A 19,277-nucleotide genomic window follows, 5' to 3' on the forward strand; every position below is an offset into this window, starting at 1 on the left:
ACCTCTACGATCGAAGCACCAGTTTCTCGTTCGCGGGCATCGTGACCGGATTCCTGACTGCAGCCCGCGCCGAACAGGAAAAGATTCAGCACGACACGCGGCGTCTGCGACTTTTCACAGGAACATCAAACCCTGCCCTGTCGCGGGAAATCGCCGCCTATCTCGGCGTACCGGATGGTCCAAGAGTCTGCAAACGCTTCGCTGACGGCGAGCTCTACGTGCAGATTCAGGAATCGATCCGTGGCTGCGACGTCTTCCTGATCCAGCCCACTTGCGCTCCCGTGAACGATCACCTGATGGAGCTGCTGATCATGGTCGATGCCTGTCGTCGCGCATCCGCCCGTCAGGTCACCGCTGTTGTGCCTTACTACGGCTATGCCAGAGCTGACCGTAAAACGGCTGGCCGTGAGTCGATCACCGCGAAACTGACCGCCAACCTGCTGGTGACCTCCGGTGTTGACCGAGTGCTGGCGATGGATCTCCATTCCGCTCAGATCCAGGGCTACTTCGACATTCCCTGCGATCACATCTACGGCTCTCCTGTGCTTGTCGACTATTTATCTGATCAGGATCTGGGCGAGGTGGTGGTGGTCTCTCCAGATGTAGGGGGAGTGGCACGCGCCAGAGCCTTTGCCAAGCAGATGAATGATGCGCCTCTGGCGATTATCGACAAACGGCGCACAGGTCACAACATGGCCGAAAGCCTCACAGTGATTGGTGATGTGCAGAACAAGACCGCCATTCTCATCGACGACATGATCGACACCGGTGGCACAATCTGCGCCGGTGCACGGCTGCTGCGTGAAACGGGAGCGCGTCGTGTGCTTGCCTGCGCCACCCATGCCGTGTTCTCACCACCTGCAGCGGAGCGTCTCTCTGCAGAAGGTCTGTTTGAGCAGGTGGTGGTGACCAACTCGATTCCCATCCCTTCAGATCGTGTGTTCCCGCAGCTACAGGTCCTCTCGGTCGCCAACATGCTGGGCGAAGCGATCTGGCGTATTCATGAGGAGAGCTCCGTCAGTTCGATGTTCCGCTAAGTAATAGTGCACTCAGGAGCTGGAAAATTTAGTGTTTCTGCAGCACTGACGCATTACACCGTCGCCTCAACGTCGAGCCGAAACAGCATGAGATCGACTGCCACTGCTGGGATCTTGATCGTAATCACATTAGCTCAACGGCCACGGTGTCGCAGAACTAATGGACTGATGTGGTGCTGATGGCGGGTAGCGACACGGCCCAGCTACGTGACAGTCGCCAATGTGTCCCTTGCTCAATTGTCGCCCTAGTGCGTTTTTCTGAAGACGGCAGATGCTTGCAAGCTCCGACGAATTACAGCTGAAACGTGTAATTCAACGACAAACAGCCAATCAGAAAACTTACTTTTCAACAGCTGAGAAGCCACTGATTTCGTGAACATCAGCGAATGATCGAGATTTTGACCGGTGGATGAACTCGGAACCTGCTGAGGCGGTCCCGCGGGAGGAGCTGGATGGGCGGCAGATGATGACGCCTGGCGATCGGGTGATCCTGACCACCGAAGGTGAGCGACACCTCGGCTACATCAGGCCGATCGCTGGCATGGTGACCCGCACCTGGATGGGGTTTGATGCGGAGACCTACCGGGTGCGGCTGGATCAGGTCACGCTTCGCAACCCTCGGGTGACATGGGGCATCCATGGCTCTTCCAGTTGGGGCGTGCGCTGCTGCTGGCAGAGAAGGGGGACCCGTCTTACACCTGGCTGAAGCCGGATCTGAACAGCACCGAGCCCTTCGATTTGGAGATTGGAGCTGTGTTGATGGAGGTCCTGCAGGATCTGCGCTAAGATGGACCTGCCGCTAAGTACAAATACACACTGCAGCCCTGCTCAATTTTCAGACCAGATTGAGCACGTCTTGTATGCACAAGAATTGACTAAAGACGGACAATCTTGAAGCGCCTTGTCATGGAGGGGTTAATCTCTGAAGCGGCGCCCACCTTCACTTCTGATTAATAAAGTTATTCATCTATCACCATGGAAGACCCCAAGAACATCAAGGACGACAAGAAAAAGAAGGAGTCACCTGAACTCAAGGAAGAGTTGAGTAACGAGGAGTTGAAGGGTCTGTCTGGAGGTAAAGATGTGGATCCCAGACTTCAAAATGCCTGACGAAGGTAATTGGTCTACATGGTGACATAAAGAAAGAGGAGAGCAAGAGTAAGGCTCTCCTATTTGTTGTGTTTATGAGTTCATTGCTAGGTTTGAGTTACCCTTGAAGCAATACCATGGAAGCCCCCAAGAAAAAGAAGCAGTCACCAGAACTCAAGGAAGAGTTAACTGAAGACGAGTTGAAGGGTCTGTCTGGAGGTGACAAAGGCGTTACTGAGCAAACAGTGAACAACTGGATTGACGAAAGAATTCATTTTCTCGACCCATCGGCATAAATCAAGGTGAGGGCAAGAGTTAATCCCTCCCTACAGTTTCAGAAACTCTTTTATTAACACCATGGAAGACCCTAAGCAAGAGAAGCAGTCACCGGAACTCAAGGAAGAGTTGACTGAAGACAAGTTGAAGGGTGTTGATGGAGGCGCGCCAATTGGGGTGAATCCACTGCCCTTCCCCCCATCGATAAGAAATCCGGAACCCACCGCCCCTTCCGGAGGTTAATTGGCAAGTAAATAAATGAAGGCATAAAGAAAGAGGAGGGCAAGAGTATCTACTAGTAGCTGCCAACTTCCCACTATTTTACTGGCTCTATGACCGCTGTAAGCGTCTGTACTCAAGGAAGAGTTATCTGAGGAATAATTGAAGGGTCTGTCTGGAGGCACTGCTCAAAAGGCAGAGACGCAACGCCTGGTGTGACGGTTGGCCCCGCCAACACTGGTCTCAGCCGTCCCGATCGGATGCGACTGGACCTGCTGATCCTGTCCAGTCCGGCCACCAGTTGTGTCCAACTTTCTGAGATTCAGGCCGCTGTGCCAATCGCGTTTTGCCGAAACCTGCTCGTGATCACGCTTTAGCTAACGAACTCGTGATCACGCTCCCGTTGCCAAGCTCGTGGTCACGCTTTTGGCAAAACAAACTCACACCAATCACGCCCCGCAAATGCGGGGCGTTTAGCAGTCAAGCCCCTGAGTTAACAGACTGCTCGCACTCTGTGAGCAAGATCACAGACTTTTATGAGACAGATCACTGAGTCAGAAGCTGGAGCCGTTGATGGTGTGTTTGTCGAGAGGAAACACTCCTCCACCACTTCTTAAACCAATGCCTCACATCACCACCTGGAATGCAGTACGAGCCTCTCTTAGTGCTTGGAATAGTTACAACACTAAGAAGACGTGGTTCACAAAAGTCAAGCTAACCGATGCTGCCAGTAATGAAAGTGTTGCGCAAGACGCACTAGCAATCAAGGACTTTGCTAGGCCGATCGCACAAGGCGTTCTTGAGAATACTATTCAAGAGAATTTACTGGTTAATTCAGGTGTTGAATACGATCTGACTCATAAATTAAACAGTCAAGACCTTTTATCGAAGGGAATTGATTTAGGCACTGATCATTTTGAGAGACTGAATATTAATGGAGGCTTAAGCCATCGAACTGCATCTTATGGGCTTCCTGGAAACGGTTTTATTAACAATAACAGTGAACTATTAGAGGGTAAAGTCAAAGGATTGGATTCTAATCCAGGTGAAGACGGAGACCCTACCTGGCAGCATGGTAACGGTTGCCAAACGCATTTAAACACCCCTGAACCGTCAGCTAGTGAAAGATTTGAATCTGCATGGGACGAGAATTATGAACCCTCAAATCAGAATGATGACTTTCTGAACGGTTTCGACTTTCCCTTTCCAAGCAGTGACGGTGATAGCAATGCACCGGAGCCTGCACCACAAGACGATTCCGGCGGTGGTGGCATGACAGATCCGGATAATCCAATGTCTGTGGATCCGTCGCCATCTGAAGACGATTCTGAAGGTGACGATGGTAGCCAGGGTGGGATGAGCGATCCAGAAGCTCCAGTATGTGAAGACCCTGAGCCTTCTCAAGATGTTGATCAATCATCTGATAACCCAATGAATGATCATCAAGGCGATGGCGATGGAGCCCCGGCATTCGATATTCCTAATACTGATATCAATTGGGGGCCAGATGGTCAAAACAATGAAGCCGATTCAGCTTCTATTGGATTCATGGATGAATTAGACCCCATTACAAATTGGGGTTCTGACGGGAAGCAGGGAGATGCTGGTTTTGGATTATACATTGGAATTGGTGCTCGTGATCCTCATACAAACTGGGGCGGCGAACAACACGATGAGCACTACAATCCATCCAGTCTAATTAATAGACTAGGTGGCATTAACCCCAAACATAATGAGTCCTTTGATATCGATACGAATTTCTTGGAATCAATGGCAGCTGTTGGAAATGATTTCTTTTAACTGATAAATGCCAAGGAGCATGATTCGCACCAAAAAAACAAGCTATATAAGACCCAAGCTCGGGAAAAGCGTGCAGATCAAGTGGTTTCTGATAAAACCCGGCAAAAGATAATCGATCAGCCAACAGCAACCTTCCACCAACCCCGCCCCGCTAAGTGCGGGGTTTTTTATTGCCCTGGAGCCTTGGCGTCACCGGCTTCCACGTGAGCTGACCCTATCAATCCCCCCCCCCCCTCAGGGCAATTAAAGCAGGCTACAGAAACACGTAGCCACCTTGGAGAGGATACATGAGTTAATCCTTGCCCACCAAACTATCGACGCTTGATGAGATAGGGTTTATTTATTGGTAATTGACAACTTACTTAAGAACTTTATGCGCGGTTCCGTCGCCGTCGTACTTATCTGTGTTGTAAAAACCACCCCTAGTGCCGAAGTACAGGGTGACTAACACAAAAGGTATGGAGATATAAAGAAGTACCGTGGCTAAATCCATTTTTAATCTGCAACTCAGCTTGATATTTCGATGTTAGATGCAGGGTTTTGGATGTCGATGCTTTGCTTGAGGTTGAACACCAAGCGGGCCTACCTGCCTTCAGCAGTCCGGGATGACATGGGTGACCAGATCAGCGTTGACCCAGCGGATCACACCTGAATCCACATCAGCGATCTGGAAGAGATTGTGCAAGGACACGGCACGGGCAGCTCCGTCGTAGTAGAGATCGCCGAGTGAGGGGTGAGCTGATCAGGATTGCTTTTGGGCTGGAGAGACTGGGGTAGAAGCATCTGCACCATGGCTGAAACCAACGGTCACTCCCGTCCAGCGGCCAAGGCCGCAATTTCTGGAACAACATTCCCGCTCCACAGCCCTCTCGCCCTGGAGATGCCACCAAGCCAGCAAACTGATTCTTGGCCCTGAGGTGACTGAGTCGAGCGACGACAACGCCAAGGAGTAAACCACGAGGGCAACGTGCTGCCGTCGAGCCTCACCGGAAGGTGGGGCTTTTTTTTTCATGACTAGGCAGCGAAATAAGAGCCCGATAAGGTTGCAGAACAGTGTCGTTAAGCCAACGTGTGGTGTCGCAGAACGCCAGTCAGGGACTTGACTCTGCAGCGATGTTCCGCTGAACCCGTGACCAGAGCGCAACAGCAGCTCCGCCGAAAAATCGCAGGTGTGATGGCTGGGTTGCTGAGCCTCTGTGCTGGAGCTCCGGCATCAGCAGAGCTGCCCTCCGTTCAACCGAGACGCACACTGGGGGTGTGGCTGACCAACAGCCCAAGCCGTCTCTACTACGACCGTCAAAGCCTCATCCGGGCAATGGACGACCTGAAGGCGGCAGGATTCAATGTCATTTATCCCAATGTGTGGAGTCGCGGTACAACCTTTCATCGCAGTCGTTTCGCACCGGTTGAACCGGCCTTGAAGAAAGCCGGGCTTCAGCTCGACCCCATCTGCACCCTGAGTGAACAGGCGCATCAACGCGGGATGAAGGTCATCCCATGGTTTGAATACGGACTGATGGAGCCGGCTGATTCGACAATCGTTCGTCAACAGCCTGAATGGGTCTTAGCACGAGCTGACGGCAACACCGTCATGACCATGCACGGCAAGGACATGGTGTGGCTCAACCCCGCCCATCCTGAGGTGCGCGAACGTTTCATCGGCCTGGTGGTGGAGGTGATGAAACGCTGCCGGATGGACGGTCTCCAACTGGATGACCACTTCGCATGGCCGGTGGAACTGGGATACGACCCCTTCACCTCTGCTTTGTATGAAACGCAGACCGGATCACCGCCGCCCAAGGATCACACCAATCGCTATTGGATGACCTGGAGACGTCGTCAACTGACAGGCCTTTTGAGAGAACTGAGAGATCGATTGGAGAAGGAGTCACTCCCACAACGCATCAGTCTCTCGCCAGGACCTTTTCGATTTGCCTACAACCACTGGCTGCAGGACTGGGAGCTCTGGGCAGTTGGAGAATTGATTGATGATCTGGTCGTGCAGAACTATGCCTATTCACTCAAGGGGTTTGCCAAAGATCTCAATCAACCCGCATTGCGCAAAGCGCGTCAGTGGGGATTGCCTGTACAGATCGGAGTTCTTGCTGGTTTCGGGAAAAGAACCACACCAATCCCTGTACTTGCCGAAAAAAAGCGCCTCAGCAACGAGCAAGGTTATGGGGTAATTTACTTCTACTGGGAGGGATTATGGGGTAAACATAGCGGCAGGGAGGGTTCAAAGTTTCGCCGAGATGCTCTCCGAAAACTGGGTTCTCAGAACCGGTAAGCATCGATCAAACAACAATTCAATATGGGGCTTCTTCGGGTTTCCACGAGAAGGATTTATGACACATGCAGCCACAAAAGGATTTGCAAGGAGTGGGAGAAGTTCGGAACCAGAGAGGTTCAGACCTAGAGCCAGAACAGCCTGAACTGGTTCGGGACCTCGAACGATAGTTTGGGCCTGCGACAGACACCTGATTCTTTATAAAAATCACATAGAGACCGTTGCTCCCTTATACATAGTCAAGCATTTGTCGTTCTTCACAAGATGCAAAAGCAGGTTTTCTCGTCTATTTCATCATTTGCATTACTCCTGTCTCTAAATATATGTAGGCGTCTATATATGGACCCAGCCAGGGGTAAACATACTCTCACAAATTAGATTTGCAATCAGCATGCCGCTTACGCAGCAGAGATGCTGTCCGAAAAGAGACGAACCCGTTGAACGGTCGAAAAAGAAGCGAGCTTGCAAAAGGTGATGATAAAAATGGACAGAGAGACTTCCCCGCCCATATCAAACAGACTGCAAAGGACAGGCAGATATCGGCGTCGGGGCAATTCTGTATGCCCTCTCTATAGACAGCGCCTGGAAGGCATTCAAGGAGCCAAAGATGGTCCTGCAAGGACACTGAGAGGCAGAAGGCAGTGCCGCCAACACATCCCTCTGCTTATCCTTCTGTTCTTCTGATCTGTTGTTTCTATCTTCAATTCACCCATCTCTTTGCATGACCTGTTGCGTATTCCCCTCTTGCTGACATCCTTGCCGTAGATATTTCCAACAACAAAAGAGGAAAGTTTCAGAAGTGCCTGCTTATCACTGGAACCGTGGCTATGGTTTAGATCATCATTGGACAGCGCAATGGAAGAACCAACACAAGAGCGACAAACATCAAATCTGAAGAGAGAGTTGAGGGAAGTCGTGCTCAAAGCAGTGCCCGCAAGCACTGACGCCGACTGGGAACTACCTATTTATGACACCAAATACAGGAAGCCTCCTCAAATCGGGTAATTTCTTTTACCACTGATCACCACAAGATGATTCAGCTTCAAACATTCTAATGAATGAAGGCACTTGGTTCTTGATAGGCACAGCTCCATTTTTTACACCTACCGATATCGATGGCTGGCTTGGAAACATGAGTCATAAAGCCAGGGAGCCTTAAAAGAAATCAACCGCAATAGAATTAAAGGATACAAGTATTAGCGCGACATCAAAGAAGAGGCCAAACACTGTTTCAATACAAAGTAATAACCTCAGTCCCGCCCACAAAAATCAGCGGTGCCATTCACAGGCAAACAGGAGATCAAAGACATCAATCAATACCCAACATTTAGAAGCATTAGCGAAATATCAACTGCAGGGCAACAAACAAGGGTGAAAGAAATAGAGAAGATGCAATGACTTTGTTATGCCTTATTTAATCAAAAGATCGCAGAATTAATCTGGTAGTGCATGAACTCATACTGGGTCAAAGAATTCAGGGAACACTCAAAAGTGAGTCGATCTGTGGCTGTCTTGGTGCCATCAAAGCCAATACGAATCCGACCAGAGCCAGAAGCAAAACCAGCAGAAATGCACCTCGAAGGACCTCATCAAAGGCATAACCCATGAGCGGCGGGCCAATTCCAATCCCGAGCTCCTTTAACAATTGGAGTGTCCCCATAGCCTGGCCTGAGGAGGAACCGCGGGCAAACAAGGAGCAAATCGCAGCAGAAGTCAGAGCCAAGCCCATCGACATCAGGCTGACACCCACCACAGTGGTGACAAAGCTCGATGGAATCTGGACTGCCCAGATCAGCGCATCTCCAGCAATATTTAAGCAGTAGCCAATTCGAAAGATTCCATGGTCACTGCAATGTCGACTTAGACGAGGAATAATCGGCCACTGCTGAAGCACGCTGAGCAATCCTGCAAAACTGAACACAAATCCAGCGGTGCTGACATTCACCTTGTTTACACCGTGCAACATCAGACTTGCTGCATAGAGGCCGCCATAACCAGCCATCATCAGGAAGGTCTAAGCAAAACCAATCAGCTTGGGCCAGGAACGTTCTACCAATGCAAATGGTTGCTTAGGTGAATCAGATCGCCTGGTTTCCTGAAATCCAGCGGCGATCAAAATCACGTTAAGGAATAACATGATGCTGGCGATCCAGACAGGCAGGCGCACATTGAGACTTGCGAAGAGACCTCCCAGCCCTGGGCCAACAATCAGGCCAATGACGCTGGCCATGGCGACTAGACCGAAAGTTTTCGTCTGATCTTTGCGAGGCGTGATGTCAGCGATCACAGCCTCCGAAGTCGCTTCGCTGCCACCACCGATGCCGTCGACCAAACGGCCGGTGAACAGAGCAGGAACGGTTGAGGCAAAGCCAAAAATGGACATGCCGACGGTGCTGATGCCAAGGCAGCCGAGCAGGGTCTTTCGACGGCCACAACGATCGCTCAACCTTCCAGCGATTGGAGCCGAAACCGCTGAGGTCAGGGTGATGCTCGCCATGATCAGCCCAAGCATCAGACCGGACAAGTGAAAGCGAACGACGATGTAAGGAAGGATGCAATTGATCAGTGAGCGTGCCACCCGGTCGTTGACCAGGGTGAGGAACACCAGTCGCAGCGTTTGGGAACGTTTCACGGGTTGATTGGTCATCGCCAAAAGCCCCGATACGCCATCAGAATCTGCCAGTCCTACCAGACAGATCTTGATGGTCTTCAATGTCGTCGGGCGTGACACGGCAGGGAAAACCTGCCCCGTCTTGTGCAGAGTGAACCAGAGTCAGTACAACGTTCAGGCCACTGTCACTGGCAAGACTGAACTGGCAAGACCGAACTGAAAAGACTGAATCGATCAGTCATGACGTCTGATCATGTTCTGAGCGGAGCCTTACATCCTTTGTCAAGCGATCTGGCTTGCTGCACTGCGTGGTTGGGGATGGTTGAAGACAGGCATGAACTCTTTCCCTGACCGGTGCAAGCCTTAAATTCAAACAATGAAGGAACCCACTCTCATTGTCAGAACGCTCATTAGCGAGCTTCGCGAAGAGATGTCTGAAGCAGCAAGGGAACTGCTTAACAGAGCCACCTGGGATTTGCAGTGCCCTGTAATTGTCATAGATGCCAGAGAGCATCCCAAACGAGTTCTCAAGACATCAGTGAGAGGTCTCACAGGCACGATCACCACAAGCAACGTGATCGACAATCCATTGCTGCGGACGTTTCTGGCGCGTTTCAAGCAGGTTGGCGCCGAGGAAGCCCTTGATGAATTCATGCATGGACCGGAAGCAGAACACTTCTCAAAGCTCTGGGATCGCTATACCGATGAACGCCATCAACATGGAATCGCTGTTTGGTCGTATTCCGAAGCTGCGAAATTCGCCCTCAAATCGAAGCAGTGTTTTGAACAAGGGGAGATTGCCTGCGTTGCCATCACGGAGGGGAATGAAACGGAAGATCACGGCGTTCTCACTTTCTCGGTGAATTCCAGCTGGCTCTCCTGATTGCAGCAATCCACAAAGATGAATGCTCTTTCGAGAGAATGGAATAAGTTTCCCCGACTCGGACCAAAGCGAAAACGCGCATGTCATCAAATCGAGCCCGTCTGGACGTCTTGGTGTCTGAATGCCGAGAGATATTCGTGGAAGCAGCAATCAAGCTGAACGGGTTAAGCGCTTGGGATTTCTCCTGTCCTTGCGTTGTTCTCGATGGTCGTACGGATGAAATCAAAGCCGTGGTGATCGGCGTCGGAAGCATTGGCAACCTGGTTCCAACATCAGCCGCAATCGACAGCCCTGAGGTCAAGGAATGGCTTCGCATTGCAACGGAGAAAAGCCCCGAAGTGGCATTCACAGAGATGCTCAATGGCGATGAGGAACGCGCCAAACGATTCAATGAGGCTTACGAACGGCTGATTGAGGAGCGTCATGCCGGAATCAAAGGCCTTTGGTCTACCGATGATCTCTCCTCATTTGTATCCAGAAGTCAAGCGGCGTTCCCCAAGGCCATCAGCGCCGTTGCACTGCTACCAGGGCAAAAAGGTCAAAGTCACAGCATCTTCACATTCGAGAGCGACATCACATCTCTGCTGACTTGAAGATCACGAACAAACCAGGTTGATCCCTATCGGAATAGTGAAACCACCACTCCACTTTGAACTAAGAATCGAACTCACAAGGCCTGCTTTTATACATACTGAACTCCTTGAAGACGGCTTCAGCCTCGTAAAAGTCTTGGTCCTGTCTTAAAAAGTAGAGATGAGACTTCCACCATTCCCAAGTGTCTTCATGAATGTCTTTCTTAAGGAGATTCTCAAGAACTTCGCTGCTCATACCTCCCCTGCGAGTAACCGCAACCTAGAGAGCATCATTCCCGAGTCAATTGAGTTTCACAGGCCGTAACGCGATTGTCCTTAACTGTTCGATGTCGGGCAGGCGCTGCACAATCAACAGAGACTGCTGCAACCGAATCCACAAGCAAGAGGAGGGCTGCAGACCCAAACAAGCTTGAACTGAATTGAACTGACCTGGCCCAACTTCACCTGCTCAATCAGAACCCGTAGATCGCGGTTCAGGCTTCCATCAGCGTCACCACTTCACGGGTGTTTGTGGACAGATCCGCGGAAGCCAAAGTTGCCAATGCCCGTTTCACGGCGGCCTGACGTTCGCTGCCGTAGGTGCGCCAACGACTGAACACCTTGGCCAGCCGCGACGCTGTGATGGCGTTGCGCTGATCCACAGCGATGATCTGTTCAGCCATGAACTGATACCCACTGCCATCAAGAGCATGGAAGACACGTGGATTGCCCACGAGCCCGCCCAATACAGCACGCACGGAATTGGGCGCCATGGGGTCATAGCGAGGGTGTTCCAACAAGGCAGCAACCCTCTCAAGGGCATCCGCTCGCGGCGTTGAAGCTTCCAGCGAGAACCAAGTGTCAAAAATCACCGGACGCTCTTGCCAGCGATCGTGGAACGACTGCAAAGCCTGATCACGCTCGACACAGTCAAGCGGCTGCAATGCCCGCAGACCCGCTCGGGCCAGCGTCATCGAGGGGCCCTGGACAGCCTGAGCAGCATCAGAGCGCGCCTTTGAATCACCGGCAGCAGCCAGCCAGCTCCAGATCAGCCCCGTGAGCTGGCGCTCACCCTGGCCGGCAGGCCAAACCAGGTCCAGGCTGGACGCAACGCCATCCAGTCTGGACCTCAGCAAAGCTGCCAGCTGCGATCCAAGCTGCTCTCGCAGTTCACAGGCTGCGCGATCAAGCGCAGGGGGGTCGGCTTCGCGCTGAAGCGACTCGAGTTCGGCTGAACCGGGAAAGGCCAGGAGAGTGGCCAACACGGCAGGGTCCTGTTCTCCACTGCCAGCAAGCAGTTGGCGAAGGGCATCCAGCATGCTTGACTCCAGTTCTGCTTGAGGAGTTCCCGCAGCACGGGAGAGGATCAAACGCTTCCACAGCTGTTGGCCGGCATCCCAGCGCGCAAAGGCATCGTTATCCCCAGCAAACAGCGCAAACAGATCTTCAAGGGTCTGGCCTGCATCCCAGGTCACCGGGGCTGAGAAACGACGAAACAGCGAGACAACCGGTGGCTGCTCAGCAGGAGGCAAATCTTCCAGGACGATGGTCTTTGCCTCCTGATCAAGCACAAACAGCCGTTCATCTCCAGCACATCCGTCGGGTTGCAAGACAGACCAAAGCACAGGAATCACCAGTGCTTGCTTGCTTTCCTGCCCTGGAGTGGGGGGCGTTGATTGCTGCAGCGTCAGGCTCAGGCGTCCGGATTCACCATCCCAGACAGATTTCACTGCCACATGAGGCGTTCCCGCCTGGTGGTACCAAAGCCGAAATTGCTCAACATCAAAGCCAAGAGGCTGACCATCAGCACCGGCACCATCGACAATCGCCGCAACAAAATCCTCTGTGGTGGCGGCTTCTCCATCGTGACGCTGGAAAAACAAGCTCATACCCCGCATGAACCGCTCAGGCCCCAGCAGGGTCCGCAACATACGAATCAGTTCCGCCCCTTTTTCATAAATCGTGGTGGTGTAGAAATTATCGATGGCTTGATAGGAGTCCGGCTTCACAGGGTGAGCTGTGGGACCTGCATCCTCACGGAACTGAGTATTGCGAAGCATCGCTGCATCTTCTATTCGTTTCAAGGGTTCGGAATGAAGATCGGCGGTGAAGCACTGGTCACGAAAAACGGTGAGACCTTCCTTGAGCGACAACTGAAACCAATCGCGACAGGTGATTCGATTACCAGACCAGTTGTGAAAATACTCATGTCCAACAACACTTTCAATTCGCTCTAATTCACCATCAGTTGCAGATTCAGCATCAGCAAGAACCAGTTTCGAGTTGAAAATATTCAAACTTTTGTTTTCCATTGCACCCATATTGAAGTGGCGTACTGCAACGGTATTGAATTCATCAAGGTCGTACTCGAGTCCATAGACAGACTCATCCCATTCCATGGAACGTTTCAACGACGCCATGGCATGGGCCGTGAACGGCTCATCACCTGCCTCCACATGCAGACGCAAGGTCACCTTCCGACCGGAAGCCGTCACGTAATGGTCTCTGATCTCGCGCAGGTCCCCCGCTACAAGAGCAAATAGATAGGAGGGCTTTGGAAATGGATCTTCCCAGACAACCTCATGTCGCGAACCATCATCGAGAAGAGCCGATGCACTGATTTCATTTCCATTCGAAAGCAGCACTGGAAACCGTGTTCGGTCCGCCTCAATCCGAACCCGATAGCGACTCAGAACATCAGGACGATCTGGATGAAAGGTGATCCGTCGAAACCCTTCGGCCTCACATTGCGTTGTGAGCATTCCGCCGCTTTCATACAAACCCTCGAGTGACGTGTTGGCCTGTGGATCAAGACGACTGACAGTCGTTAACGTGAATGGTTGAGTCGGTGGTTCAAAAATTTCCAGCTGTTCATGGTTCAAGCGGTAGGAGCTGCTCTGAAGGGTGTGCCCATCAACAGCGATTGAAATCAATTCAAGATCAACTCCATGCAAAATCAGAGGTGTGGTTGCCTTGGGCTCGGAGGGCTCTAAGTGCAGGTCGGCCGTGACCAGAACAAAATCGGGCTGATGCACCACCACATTCAGCTCAACCCTGGGAATAGAAAAAGGGAACGGTTTGTAATCGGATAGACGCTGGGCTGGGGCAACCCCCGCCCAGCTGATGGTCGACTCAGAGGATGCGGTGGAAACCATGGACAGCTCACTCTTTGATCATCCTGACTCGTCCGATCAACAGATGGCGGGAGGGAAAACCTCACCAGTTTGCGGACTTCTGAGTTTTAGCGACGAATTGGCAAACAGAGGTGCAGAGTTGGTGGATTGGTCTCTGAAATCAAGCCGACCTGGTGATGACCGACAGGTCATGCGGGTGCATTTAAAAGCGACTAGCTCAGAGCTGCGGTGCACTGATCATTACTGAGACTTGCCAGACACCTACAAAGAAAACATGAATCCATTGTAATGCAGCCAATCTCAACTTTTAATCGACAAGAAGAGATTGGCTTATAGATTAATGCCCCCTGCTGAACTCACTCAAAGAACCTGATCTCAACCAAAAGATCAGAGTAGATCAGGTGAAGCAATGGTCAGCTTCCAGGCTGAGACTTCAGCAGCTTCTCTGCTTTTGTAACCTCTTTTTTGTAATCCTGAGGCAAGTCCTTTCCACAACGAACGCCGACGACAGGCAATAATTGCATCGCTAGACCATTGGCAACTTCCTCAGAAGTCAAAGCCTGTCCGTTCTTGACCCCTGAAATTTTGGACCCGTTGACTTCCTTGATGTAGCTCACCATTGGCACCATGTTGGCCTGCATTGCAGTCAAGAATGGAACCTTGCTTTTCGACAAAATGCACATGTTGATCGAAGCGACTGAAACCATTCGCTCGATTTCAATCGCTGTGGCCGGGGATTTCGCTCCACCTGCCCCTTGAGCGAATGCAATGGAAGTATTGAGAGGAAGCGCTGCGACCAGCAGAACAGTTCTGAACGCATTGGAAAGACTGGGACGGGGGATACGCACTGACAGACTTAGGGGAGCGGTCCCATGCTGCCTCATACCAGCTGAAAATGGCTAGGTATTTGTTGCGACAAGATCAATCCCAGACCAACAGCAAAGTGCTCAAAATCTGGGTATGCAGTGTTTTCAAGCCGAGAACAGAACAAAATTGATTCCAGTGTTGACAGCTCGGCACTCAGATCAAGCCACTAGTAGGCGGTCAAAATTTGATGGATAGCTGATCACAAGCAAACGTCTCGAACAACACCTGACGGATTCACGCCATATGGCTGGTTTGGATCAAATGAGAAGCACTGCAACAAGGCTGAGAAGCTTGATCAAGCCATGTTCAAGGCCTCAGCAAGATCCAAACAAAAGGCCGTTCAAAGCGCGACAGGAGAATCTGTCACTTGTGAACCGCGAAAGACATCGCCAACGGGAATGCCTAGGAACCAGGCGAGGACGCCTAGGACTGCACAACTCAATTCGAGTCAATTGGAGCCGAAGCATCTTCAAGACGGGTTTCGTGGTGATGTTCCACGATTTCCAGATCACCTTTCTGCCAGCTGTAGATGGCGCGCGATCGGAAACGATCCTGATCAATCAGACGTGTGTATTCCTGGACATCCCAGTCGAGGTAATGCGATTCGAACACCACCTCGTGTTCATCCACCTGACGAATCCTCGTTCGCGACTCGACTTCTTCGAGATAGGCACGACTACGCAGCAACTGGTGTCCCATCAGTGTTGCTTCCATCACCCCTTCACGCTGATAACGGGGTTTGCGATCAAAGAAATCTGTTTCGTGTTCAGGCCACCAGCTCATGCGGTAGTGAGGCTTGCCCACCCTCGATTCCGCAAAGATCTCCACCCGGATCATCATGTCCAGGAACAGGACCTCCTCATTTTTGAAAACGTATTGGCGTCGTGACCGCCATAGGCCCAGGTTTCGTGCAAACCAACGCCTGAGATTGCTGTCGAGATAAACCCGCTGCGAAGCCGGAGACTCACCGTCCGGGGGTGGAGCACCACGGCTTTCGACAGGGAGAAGGGCCATGCAAAGTCCTGACTGACAACAGTCTGTTCAAAATCGTCTTAGCGGTTCTGCTGACCTTTGCAAAAACCCATAAGGTAAGGCTCATCTTTTGGAGCAACACCTGGTGGGCGGGATCGATCCCACACCACGTCAGCAGCTGACTCTGCTCCTGGTCGCAGGTCGTCACCATCTCTCCAGCGGGGATCTGCGTTCGCTGATCCAGTTTCTGGAACAGGAGGACTGCGGTTTTGACGTGACACTCCAGGTTGCTGATCCTGTCGAGCACCCGGAACTGCTGGAACTTCACCGGTTGGTTGTCACACCTGCTCTGGTGAAGCTGCAACCCATGCCAAAGCAGGTCTTTGCAGGAAGCAGCATTTTCCAGCAACTACGCGGCTGGGTGCCTAGATGGCAGCAGGATGAGGTCGTGAGCGGTCTGGGCCTGAGCCTCAAGCCCACCGAGTTGGACGGAAGTCGTACTCAGCGGGAGCTTCAACTGGAGGATCAGCTGTTGGTTCTGCGGCAGGAGAATGAAACGCTGATTGATCGTCTGCAATCTCAAGAACGCCTTCTGAGAATGGTGGCCCACGAACTTCGCACGCCCCTGACGGCCGCGACGCTGGCACTGCAGAGCCAGCAACTGGGTCAGATCGATCTCAATCGATTCCGCGACGTCCTGAAGCGACGCCTCGACGAGATCGCACTTCTCTCCAAAGATCTGCTGGAGGTGGGAAGCACACGCTGGGAAGCTCTTTTCAACCCCCAACGACTTGACCTGGCCAACATTGCCGCAGAAGCAATTCTTGAACTGGAAAAGCTCTGGCTCGGTCGAGACGTAACCATCAACACAGACATTCCAGCCGATCTGCCAATGGTCTTCGCGGATCAGCGGCGCATGCGTCAGGTGCTGCTCAATCTTCTTGAGAACGCTCTCAAATACACCCAGGACGGCGGCACAATCGCACTCGCCATGGTGCATCGCACCAGTCAATGGGTGCAGGTAAGTGTCAGCGACAGCGGTCCTGGCATCCCCGAAGCCGAACAGCAACGCATTTTTCTGGACCGTGTACGACTTCCCCAAACCTCAGGAGGAACATCGGGCTTCGGAGTGGGGCTCTCCGTTTGCCGACGAATCGTTGAAGTTCATGGTGGACGCATCTGGGTTGTCTCAGAACCAGGAAAAGGAGCCTGCTTCACCTTCAATGTCCCTGTCTGGCAAGGACAAGGACAGGAGAACTTGATCACTGCCTTGACGGAGGGTCAGTCGGAACCGTAATTTCACTTGGTGCACGGGAGAACACCTGAGAGCACGGCCTCGCCCCCATCGTCTAGAGGCCTAGGACACCTCCCTTTCACGGAGGCGACAGGGGTTCGAATCCCCTTGGGGGTATTGATTGATTTGCTTTTCGCAGCAAAACATCTCATTTATGGATGTTTTTTTATGACAATTGATCAGCTTATGAGGGCCTCATTTAAGTGCCCCAAAAGGTTCAAGTAGAGAGAACCTTTTAGGCCTCACCGAAACGCCGGATAGTTTCTTCTTCAACTGCTAGAAGGTTGTCATTGAGATCTTGTCGCAAGCGTTGCTCGATCAGTGCAACGGGCATGCCCAGACATCCCTGAACAGTGAGTTCGTACAGCACCAGAGTTTGATCAGGAACAGCCTGCAAACGCCAGGCACCTTCAAAACGACGAAAATCACCTTTCAGCATTCTGAACTGAAGCAATCCTTCTGGACGATGCTCCGTGAGTTCAAGCTGCACTTCAGCTGAAAATTTCAGGCCTAAAACCAGTTGCTGACTGCCAACCTGCGCGAGAGTAACTCGATTTCCTGAACGCTCAATCAGCTTGCTACGGCTAAGATTGGGGATGAATTTGCTCAGCCCTTCGTAGTCAGTGAGCACCTGCCAAAGGTTGTCCACTGTCTGATCCGTTCGCAGCTGAACAGCCAAGCGACGAACACCCTGTGGCAGACGCTCGACAGTCTGTTCAATCGTCTGCTGACGACCTCTGGTTGCTCGCTGAAGGGTCGGCAAGGAGTCGGCGAAGTTCAACCTGAAAAATGTAACAACGGAATCCTAAAGAAAGTCAGGCTGAAGGCCAGACCGCAATCTGATGTGAGGGTCTGAACGACTTGGGCTTGCTCTTGATGACACGACTATGATCGCGCGATCTTTCAAGGGAACAGACATTCCATGCGTGTCAGCTCGGCGGGTACCAGCAGCTACAACGAACGGATGTTCACGCTGGTCGTTGTCTGGCTGCAGGCCGGCAAACACCTTCGATCGGAAGAGCGAATCACCGTTTCCTACGACCGCCTGCAAACAACTGTTCAGACCATTAATGGCAGAGGTGGCCGGATTCAGTCTGTGATTCCAAACAATGAGCCGATACAGGCAGGTGCACAGGCTACAAAAGCTACAACTGCTAAAGCTGTTGCTGCCAAGGCTTCTTCCTCGAGGGCTCCCGCCTCGAAGAGTTCTGCCAAACAGGCTGAAAAATCGGCAGCCGCAAAGGCTCCCGCTAAGCCTGCCTCCAAAGCAGCTGCAACTAAAGCTCCCACCAAGCCTGTAACCAAAGTGGATGCTTCCAAGGCTCCTGCAAAGTCTGCTCACCAATCGGTTCCCGTCAATCTTTACAAACCCAAAACCCCTTTTGTCGGAACCGTTCTAGGCAATTACAGCCTTCTGCAGGAAGGGGCGATTGGCCGCGTTCAGCACATCACATTCGACCTCAGTGGGGGTGATCCCCATCTTGAGTATGTCGAAGGCCAGTCGATCGGCATAATTCCCGAAGGGACCGACGCCAAAGGCAAGCCGCACAAGCTTCGTCTCTACTCAATTGCCAGCACTCGCCATGGAGATGACATGGCGGGCAAGACCGTTTCCCTTTGCGTCCGACAGCTCGAATACCAGAACGAAGCCGGAGAAGAGATCAAGGGTGTCTGCTCCACTTATCTCTGTGACATCAACCCTGGAGACAAAGTCAAGATCACAGGTCCTGTAGGCAAGGAGATGCTTCTTCCTGAAGATGAGGAAGCCAATGTCATTATGTTTGCCACTGGCACCGGCATCGCCCCAATGCGGACCTATCTGCGCCGCATGTTTGAAGCCGACGAACGTGACAAAAACGGCTGGAAGTTCCGAGGCAAGGCATGGCTGTTCATGGGTGCACCTAAGACGCCAAACCTCCTTTACGACGACGATTTCGAGAAGTATCAGGAGGAATTTCCTGACAACTTCCGCTACACGAAAGCCATTAGTCGCGAGCAGAAAAACACCAAGGGGGGTCGCATGTATATCCAGGACCGAGTCCTGGAGCACTCCGATGAAATCTTCTCGATGATCGAAGATCCCAAGACGCATGTCTACATGTGTGGACTACGTGGAATGGAACCTGGCATCGATGAGGCCATGACAGCTGCTGCAGCCTCCAAGGGGCTGGACTGGGCAGAGCTGCGTCCTCAGCTGAAGAAAGCCGACCGCTGGCACGTCGAGACTTATTGAGTC

General features: G+C 52.0%; 18 protein-coding genes, 1 tRNA gene and 1 pseudogene. 12 read left to right on the plus strand and 8 right to left on the minus strand.

Features of this window, described 5'->3' with window-relative positions:
* Nucleotides 1-41 precede the first annotated feature (41 nt).
* From SIB58_RS09235 to SIB58_RS09260, 6 genes are all read left to right on the plus strand, one after another.
* Entirely contained in the window at nucleotides 42-1,037 is a 996-nt protein-coding gene (locus tag SIB58_RS09235; protein WP_066910070.1) for a ribose-phosphate pyrophosphokinase, read from the plus strand.
* A gap of 409 nt (nucleotides 1,038-1,446) precedes the next feature.
* A complete protein-coding gene (locus tag SIB58_RS09240) occupies nucleotides 1,447-1,743 on the plus strand; it encodes a hypothetical protein (protein ID WP_156486725.1) in 297 nt (98 codons plus the stop codon).
* A gap of 269 nt (nucleotides 1,744-2,012) precedes the next feature.
* Nucleotides 2,013-2,147: a hypothetical protein gene (locus SIB58_RS09245; RefSeq protein ID WP_255355650.1), complete on the plus strand. Its 135-nt coding sequence runs from the start codon at nucleotides 2,013-2,015 to the stop codon at nucleotides 2,145-2,147.
* 116 nt (nucleotides 2,148-2,263) lie between these two features.
* Nucleotides 2,264-2,422 carry a hypothetical protein gene (locus SIB58_RS09250; RefSeq protein ID WP_156486724.1) on the plus strand — a complete coding sequence of 53 codons (159 nt, stop codon included), beginning with the start codon at nucleotides 2,264-2,266 and terminating at the stop codon, nucleotides 2,420-2,422.
* 414 nt (nucleotides 2,423-2,836) lie between these two features.
* Complete coding sequence (locus tag SIB58_RS09255; RefSeq protein WP_156486723.1) at nucleotides 2,837-2,998, plus strand: hypothetical protein; 162 nt, start codon at nucleotides 2,837-2,839, stop codon at nucleotides 2,996-2,998.
* Between the two features lie 244 nt (nucleotides 2,999-3,242).
* Entirely contained in the window at nucleotides 3,243-4,421 is a 1,179-nt protein-coding gene (locus SIB58_RS09260; protein ID WP_156486722.1) for a hypothetical protein, read from the plus strand.
* A gap of 592 nt (nucleotides 4,422-5,013) precedes the next feature.
* Here the strand turns inward: SIB58_RS09260 and SIB58_RS09265 are convergent.
* Both SIB58_RS09265 and SIB58_RS09270 read right to left on the minus strand, forming a co-directional pair.
* Nucleotides 5,014-5,118: pseudogene (locus SIB58_RS09265) on the minus strand (DUF3104 domain-containing protein); the annotation flags it as partial.
* 45 nt (nucleotides 5,119-5,163) lie between these two features.
* On the minus strand, nucleotides 5,164-5,433 hold the full coding sequence (locus SIB58_RS09270) for a hypothetical protein (RefSeq protein WP_156486720.1): 270 nt from the start codon (nucleotides 5,431-5,433) through the stop codon (nucleotides 5,164-5,166).
* Nucleotides 5,434-5,595: 162 nt separating this feature from the next.
* On the opposite strand from SIB58_RS09270, the gene SIB58_RS09275 reads away from it, so the two are divergent.
* Entirely contained in the window at nucleotides 5,596-6,708 is a 1,113-nt protein-coding gene (locus tag SIB58_RS09275; protein WP_066910072.1) for a glycoside hydrolase family 10 protein, read from the plus strand.
* A 1,474-nt stretch (nucleotides 6,709-8,182) separates the two neighbouring features.
* Here the strand turns inward: SIB58_RS09275 and SIB58_RS09280 are convergent.
* Both SIB58_RS09280 and SIB58_RS09285 read right to left on the minus strand, forming a co-directional pair.
* A complete protein-coding gene (locus tag SIB58_RS09280; protein ID WP_066909837.1) occupies nucleotides 8,183-8,713 on the minus strand; it encodes an MFS transporter in 531 nt (176 codons plus the stop codon).
* Nucleotides 8,714-8,722: 9 nt separating this feature from the next.
* A complete protein-coding gene (locus tag SIB58_RS09285; protein WP_231884189.1) occupies nucleotides 8,723-9,340 on the minus strand; it encodes an MFS transporter in 618 nt (205 codons plus the stop codon).
* 409 nt (nucleotides 9,341-9,749) lie between these two features.
* Here SIB58_RS09285 and SIB58_RS09290 point away from each other — a divergent pair, with 409 nt between their 5' ends.
* The gene (locus SIB58_RS09290; protein WP_231857142.1) at nucleotides 9,750-10,202 is read left to right on the plus strand and encodes a hypothetical protein; all 453 of its coding nucleotides are present in this window, start codon (nucleotides 9,750-9,752) and stop codon (nucleotides 10,200-10,202) included.
* An 80-nt stretch (nucleotides 10,203-10,282) separates the two neighbouring features.
* Nucleotides 10,283-10,795 carry a hypothetical protein gene (locus SIB58_RS09295; RefSeq protein ID WP_156486719.1) on the plus strand — a complete coding sequence of 171 codons (513 nt, stop codon included), beginning with the start codon at nucleotides 10,283-10,285 and terminating at the stop codon, nucleotides 10,793-10,795.
* 473 nt (nucleotides 10,796-11,268) lie between these two features.
* On the opposite strand, the gene pepN is transcribed toward SIB58_RS09295, so the two are convergent.
* From pepN to SIB58_RS09310, 3 genes are all read right to left on the minus strand, one after another.
* Nucleotides 11,269-13,929, minus strand: a complete 2,661-nt coding sequence (pepN, locus tag SIB58_RS09300) for an aminopeptidase N (RefSeq protein WP_066909849.1) — start codon at nucleotides 13,927-13,929, stop codon at nucleotides 11,269-11,271.
* A gap of 392 nt (nucleotides 13,930-14,321) precedes the next feature.
* Nucleotides 14,322-14,756: a hypothetical protein gene (locus SIB58_RS09305; protein WP_156486718.1), complete on the minus strand. Its 435-nt coding sequence runs from the start codon at nucleotides 14,754-14,756 to the stop codon at nucleotides 14,322-14,324.
* Between the two features lie 457 nt (nucleotides 14,757-15,213).
* On the minus strand, nucleotides 15,214-15,789 hold the full coding sequence (locus SIB58_RS09310; protein ID WP_066909855.1) for a hypothetical protein: 576 nt from the start codon (nucleotides 15,787-15,789) through the stop codon (nucleotides 15,214-15,216).
* A 103-nt stretch (nucleotides 15,790-15,892) separates the two neighbouring features.
* Between SIB58_RS09310 and SIB58_RS09315 the strand changes: the two genes are divergently transcribed.
* Both SIB58_RS09315 and SIB58_RS09320 read left to right on the plus strand, forming a co-directional pair.
* On the plus strand, nucleotides 15,893-17,044 hold the full coding sequence (locus SIB58_RS09315) for a histidine kinase (protein ID WP_067326745.1): 1,152 nt from the start codon (nucleotides 15,893-15,895) through the stop codon (nucleotides 17,042-17,044).
* A gap of 41 nt (nucleotides 17,045-17,085) precedes the next feature.
* Nucleotides 17,086-17,158 (plus strand) — tRNA-Glu (locus tag SIB58_RS09320).
* Between the two features lie 118 nt (nucleotides 17,159-17,276).
* On the opposite strand, the gene SIB58_RS09325 is transcribed toward SIB58_RS09320, so the two are convergent.
* Nucleotides 17,277-17,822, minus strand: a complete 546-nt coding sequence (locus SIB58_RS09325; protein WP_231884188.1) for an SRPBCC family protein — start codon at nucleotides 17,820-17,822, stop codon at nucleotides 17,277-17,279.
* 141 nt (nucleotides 17,823-17,963) lie between these two features.
* Between SIB58_RS09325 and SIB58_RS09330 the strand changes: the two genes are divergently transcribed.
* Nucleotides 17,964-19,274, plus strand: coding sequence for an FAD-binding oxidoreductase (locus tag SIB58_RS09330; RefSeq protein WP_156486717.1), 1,311 nt, complete (start codon nucleotides 17,964-17,966; stop codon nucleotides 19,272-19,274).
* Nucleotides 19,275-19,277 lie beyond the last annotated feature (3 nt).

This window comes from Synechococcus sp. MIT S9504 (assembly GCF_047497135.1).
GTDB lineage: Bacteria > Cyanobacteriota > Cyanobacteriia > PCC-6307 > Cyanobiaceae > Synechococcus_C.

Excerpts from the sequence above, each read along its gene's own strand:
- SIB58_RS09240 (WP_156486725.1), top strand. The coding sequence starts at position 1,447 with ATGAACTCGGAACCTGCTGAGGCGGTCCCGCGGGAGGAGCTGGATGGG.
- SIB58_RS09245 (WP_255355650.1), top strand. The coding sequence starts at position 2,013 with ATGGAAGACCCCAAGAACATCAAGGACGACAAGAAAAAGAAGGAGTCA.
- SIB58_RS09250 (WP_156486724.1), top strand. The coding sequence starts at position 2,264 with ATGGAAGCCCCCAAGAAAAAGAAGCAGTCACCAGAACTCAAGGAAGAG.
- SIB58_RS09260 (WP_156486722.1), top strand. The coding sequence starts at position 3,243 with ATGCCTCACATCACCACCTGGAATGCAGTACGAGCCTCTCTTAGTGCT.
- SIB58_RS09270 (WP_156486720.1), bottom strand. The coding sequence starts at position 5,433 with ATGAAAAAAAAAGCCCCACCTTCCGGTGAGGCTCGACGGCAGCACGTT.
- SIB58_RS09275 (WP_066910072.1), top strand. The coding sequence starts at position 5,596 with ATGGCTGGGTTGCTGAGCCTCTGTGCTGGAGCTCCGGCATCAGCAGAG.
- SIB58_RS09280 (WP_066909837.1), bottom strand. The coding sequence starts at position 8,713 with ATGATGGCTGGTTATGGCGGCCTCTATGCAGCAAGTCTGATGTTGCAC.
- SIB58_RS09290 (WP_231857142.1), top strand. The coding sequence starts at position 9,750 with ATGTCTGAAGCAGCAAGGGAACTGCTTAACAGAGCCACCTGGGATTTG.
- SIB58_RS09295 (WP_156486719.1), top strand. The coding sequence starts at position 10,283 with ATGTCATCAAATCGAGCCCGTCTGGACGTCTTGGTGTCTGAATGCCGA.
- pepN (WP_066909849.1), bottom strand. The coding sequence starts at position 13,929 with ATGGTTTCCACCGCATCCTCTGAGTCGACCATCAGCTGGGCGGGGGTT.
- SIB58_RS09310 (WP_066909855.1), bottom strand. The coding sequence starts at position 15,789 with ATGGCCCTTCTCCCTGTCGAAAGCCGTGGTGCTCCACCCCCGGACGGT.
- SIB58_RS09330 (WP_156486717.1), top strand. The coding sequence starts at position 17,964 with ATGCGTGTCAGCTCGGCGGGTACCAGCAGCTACAACGAACGGATGTTC.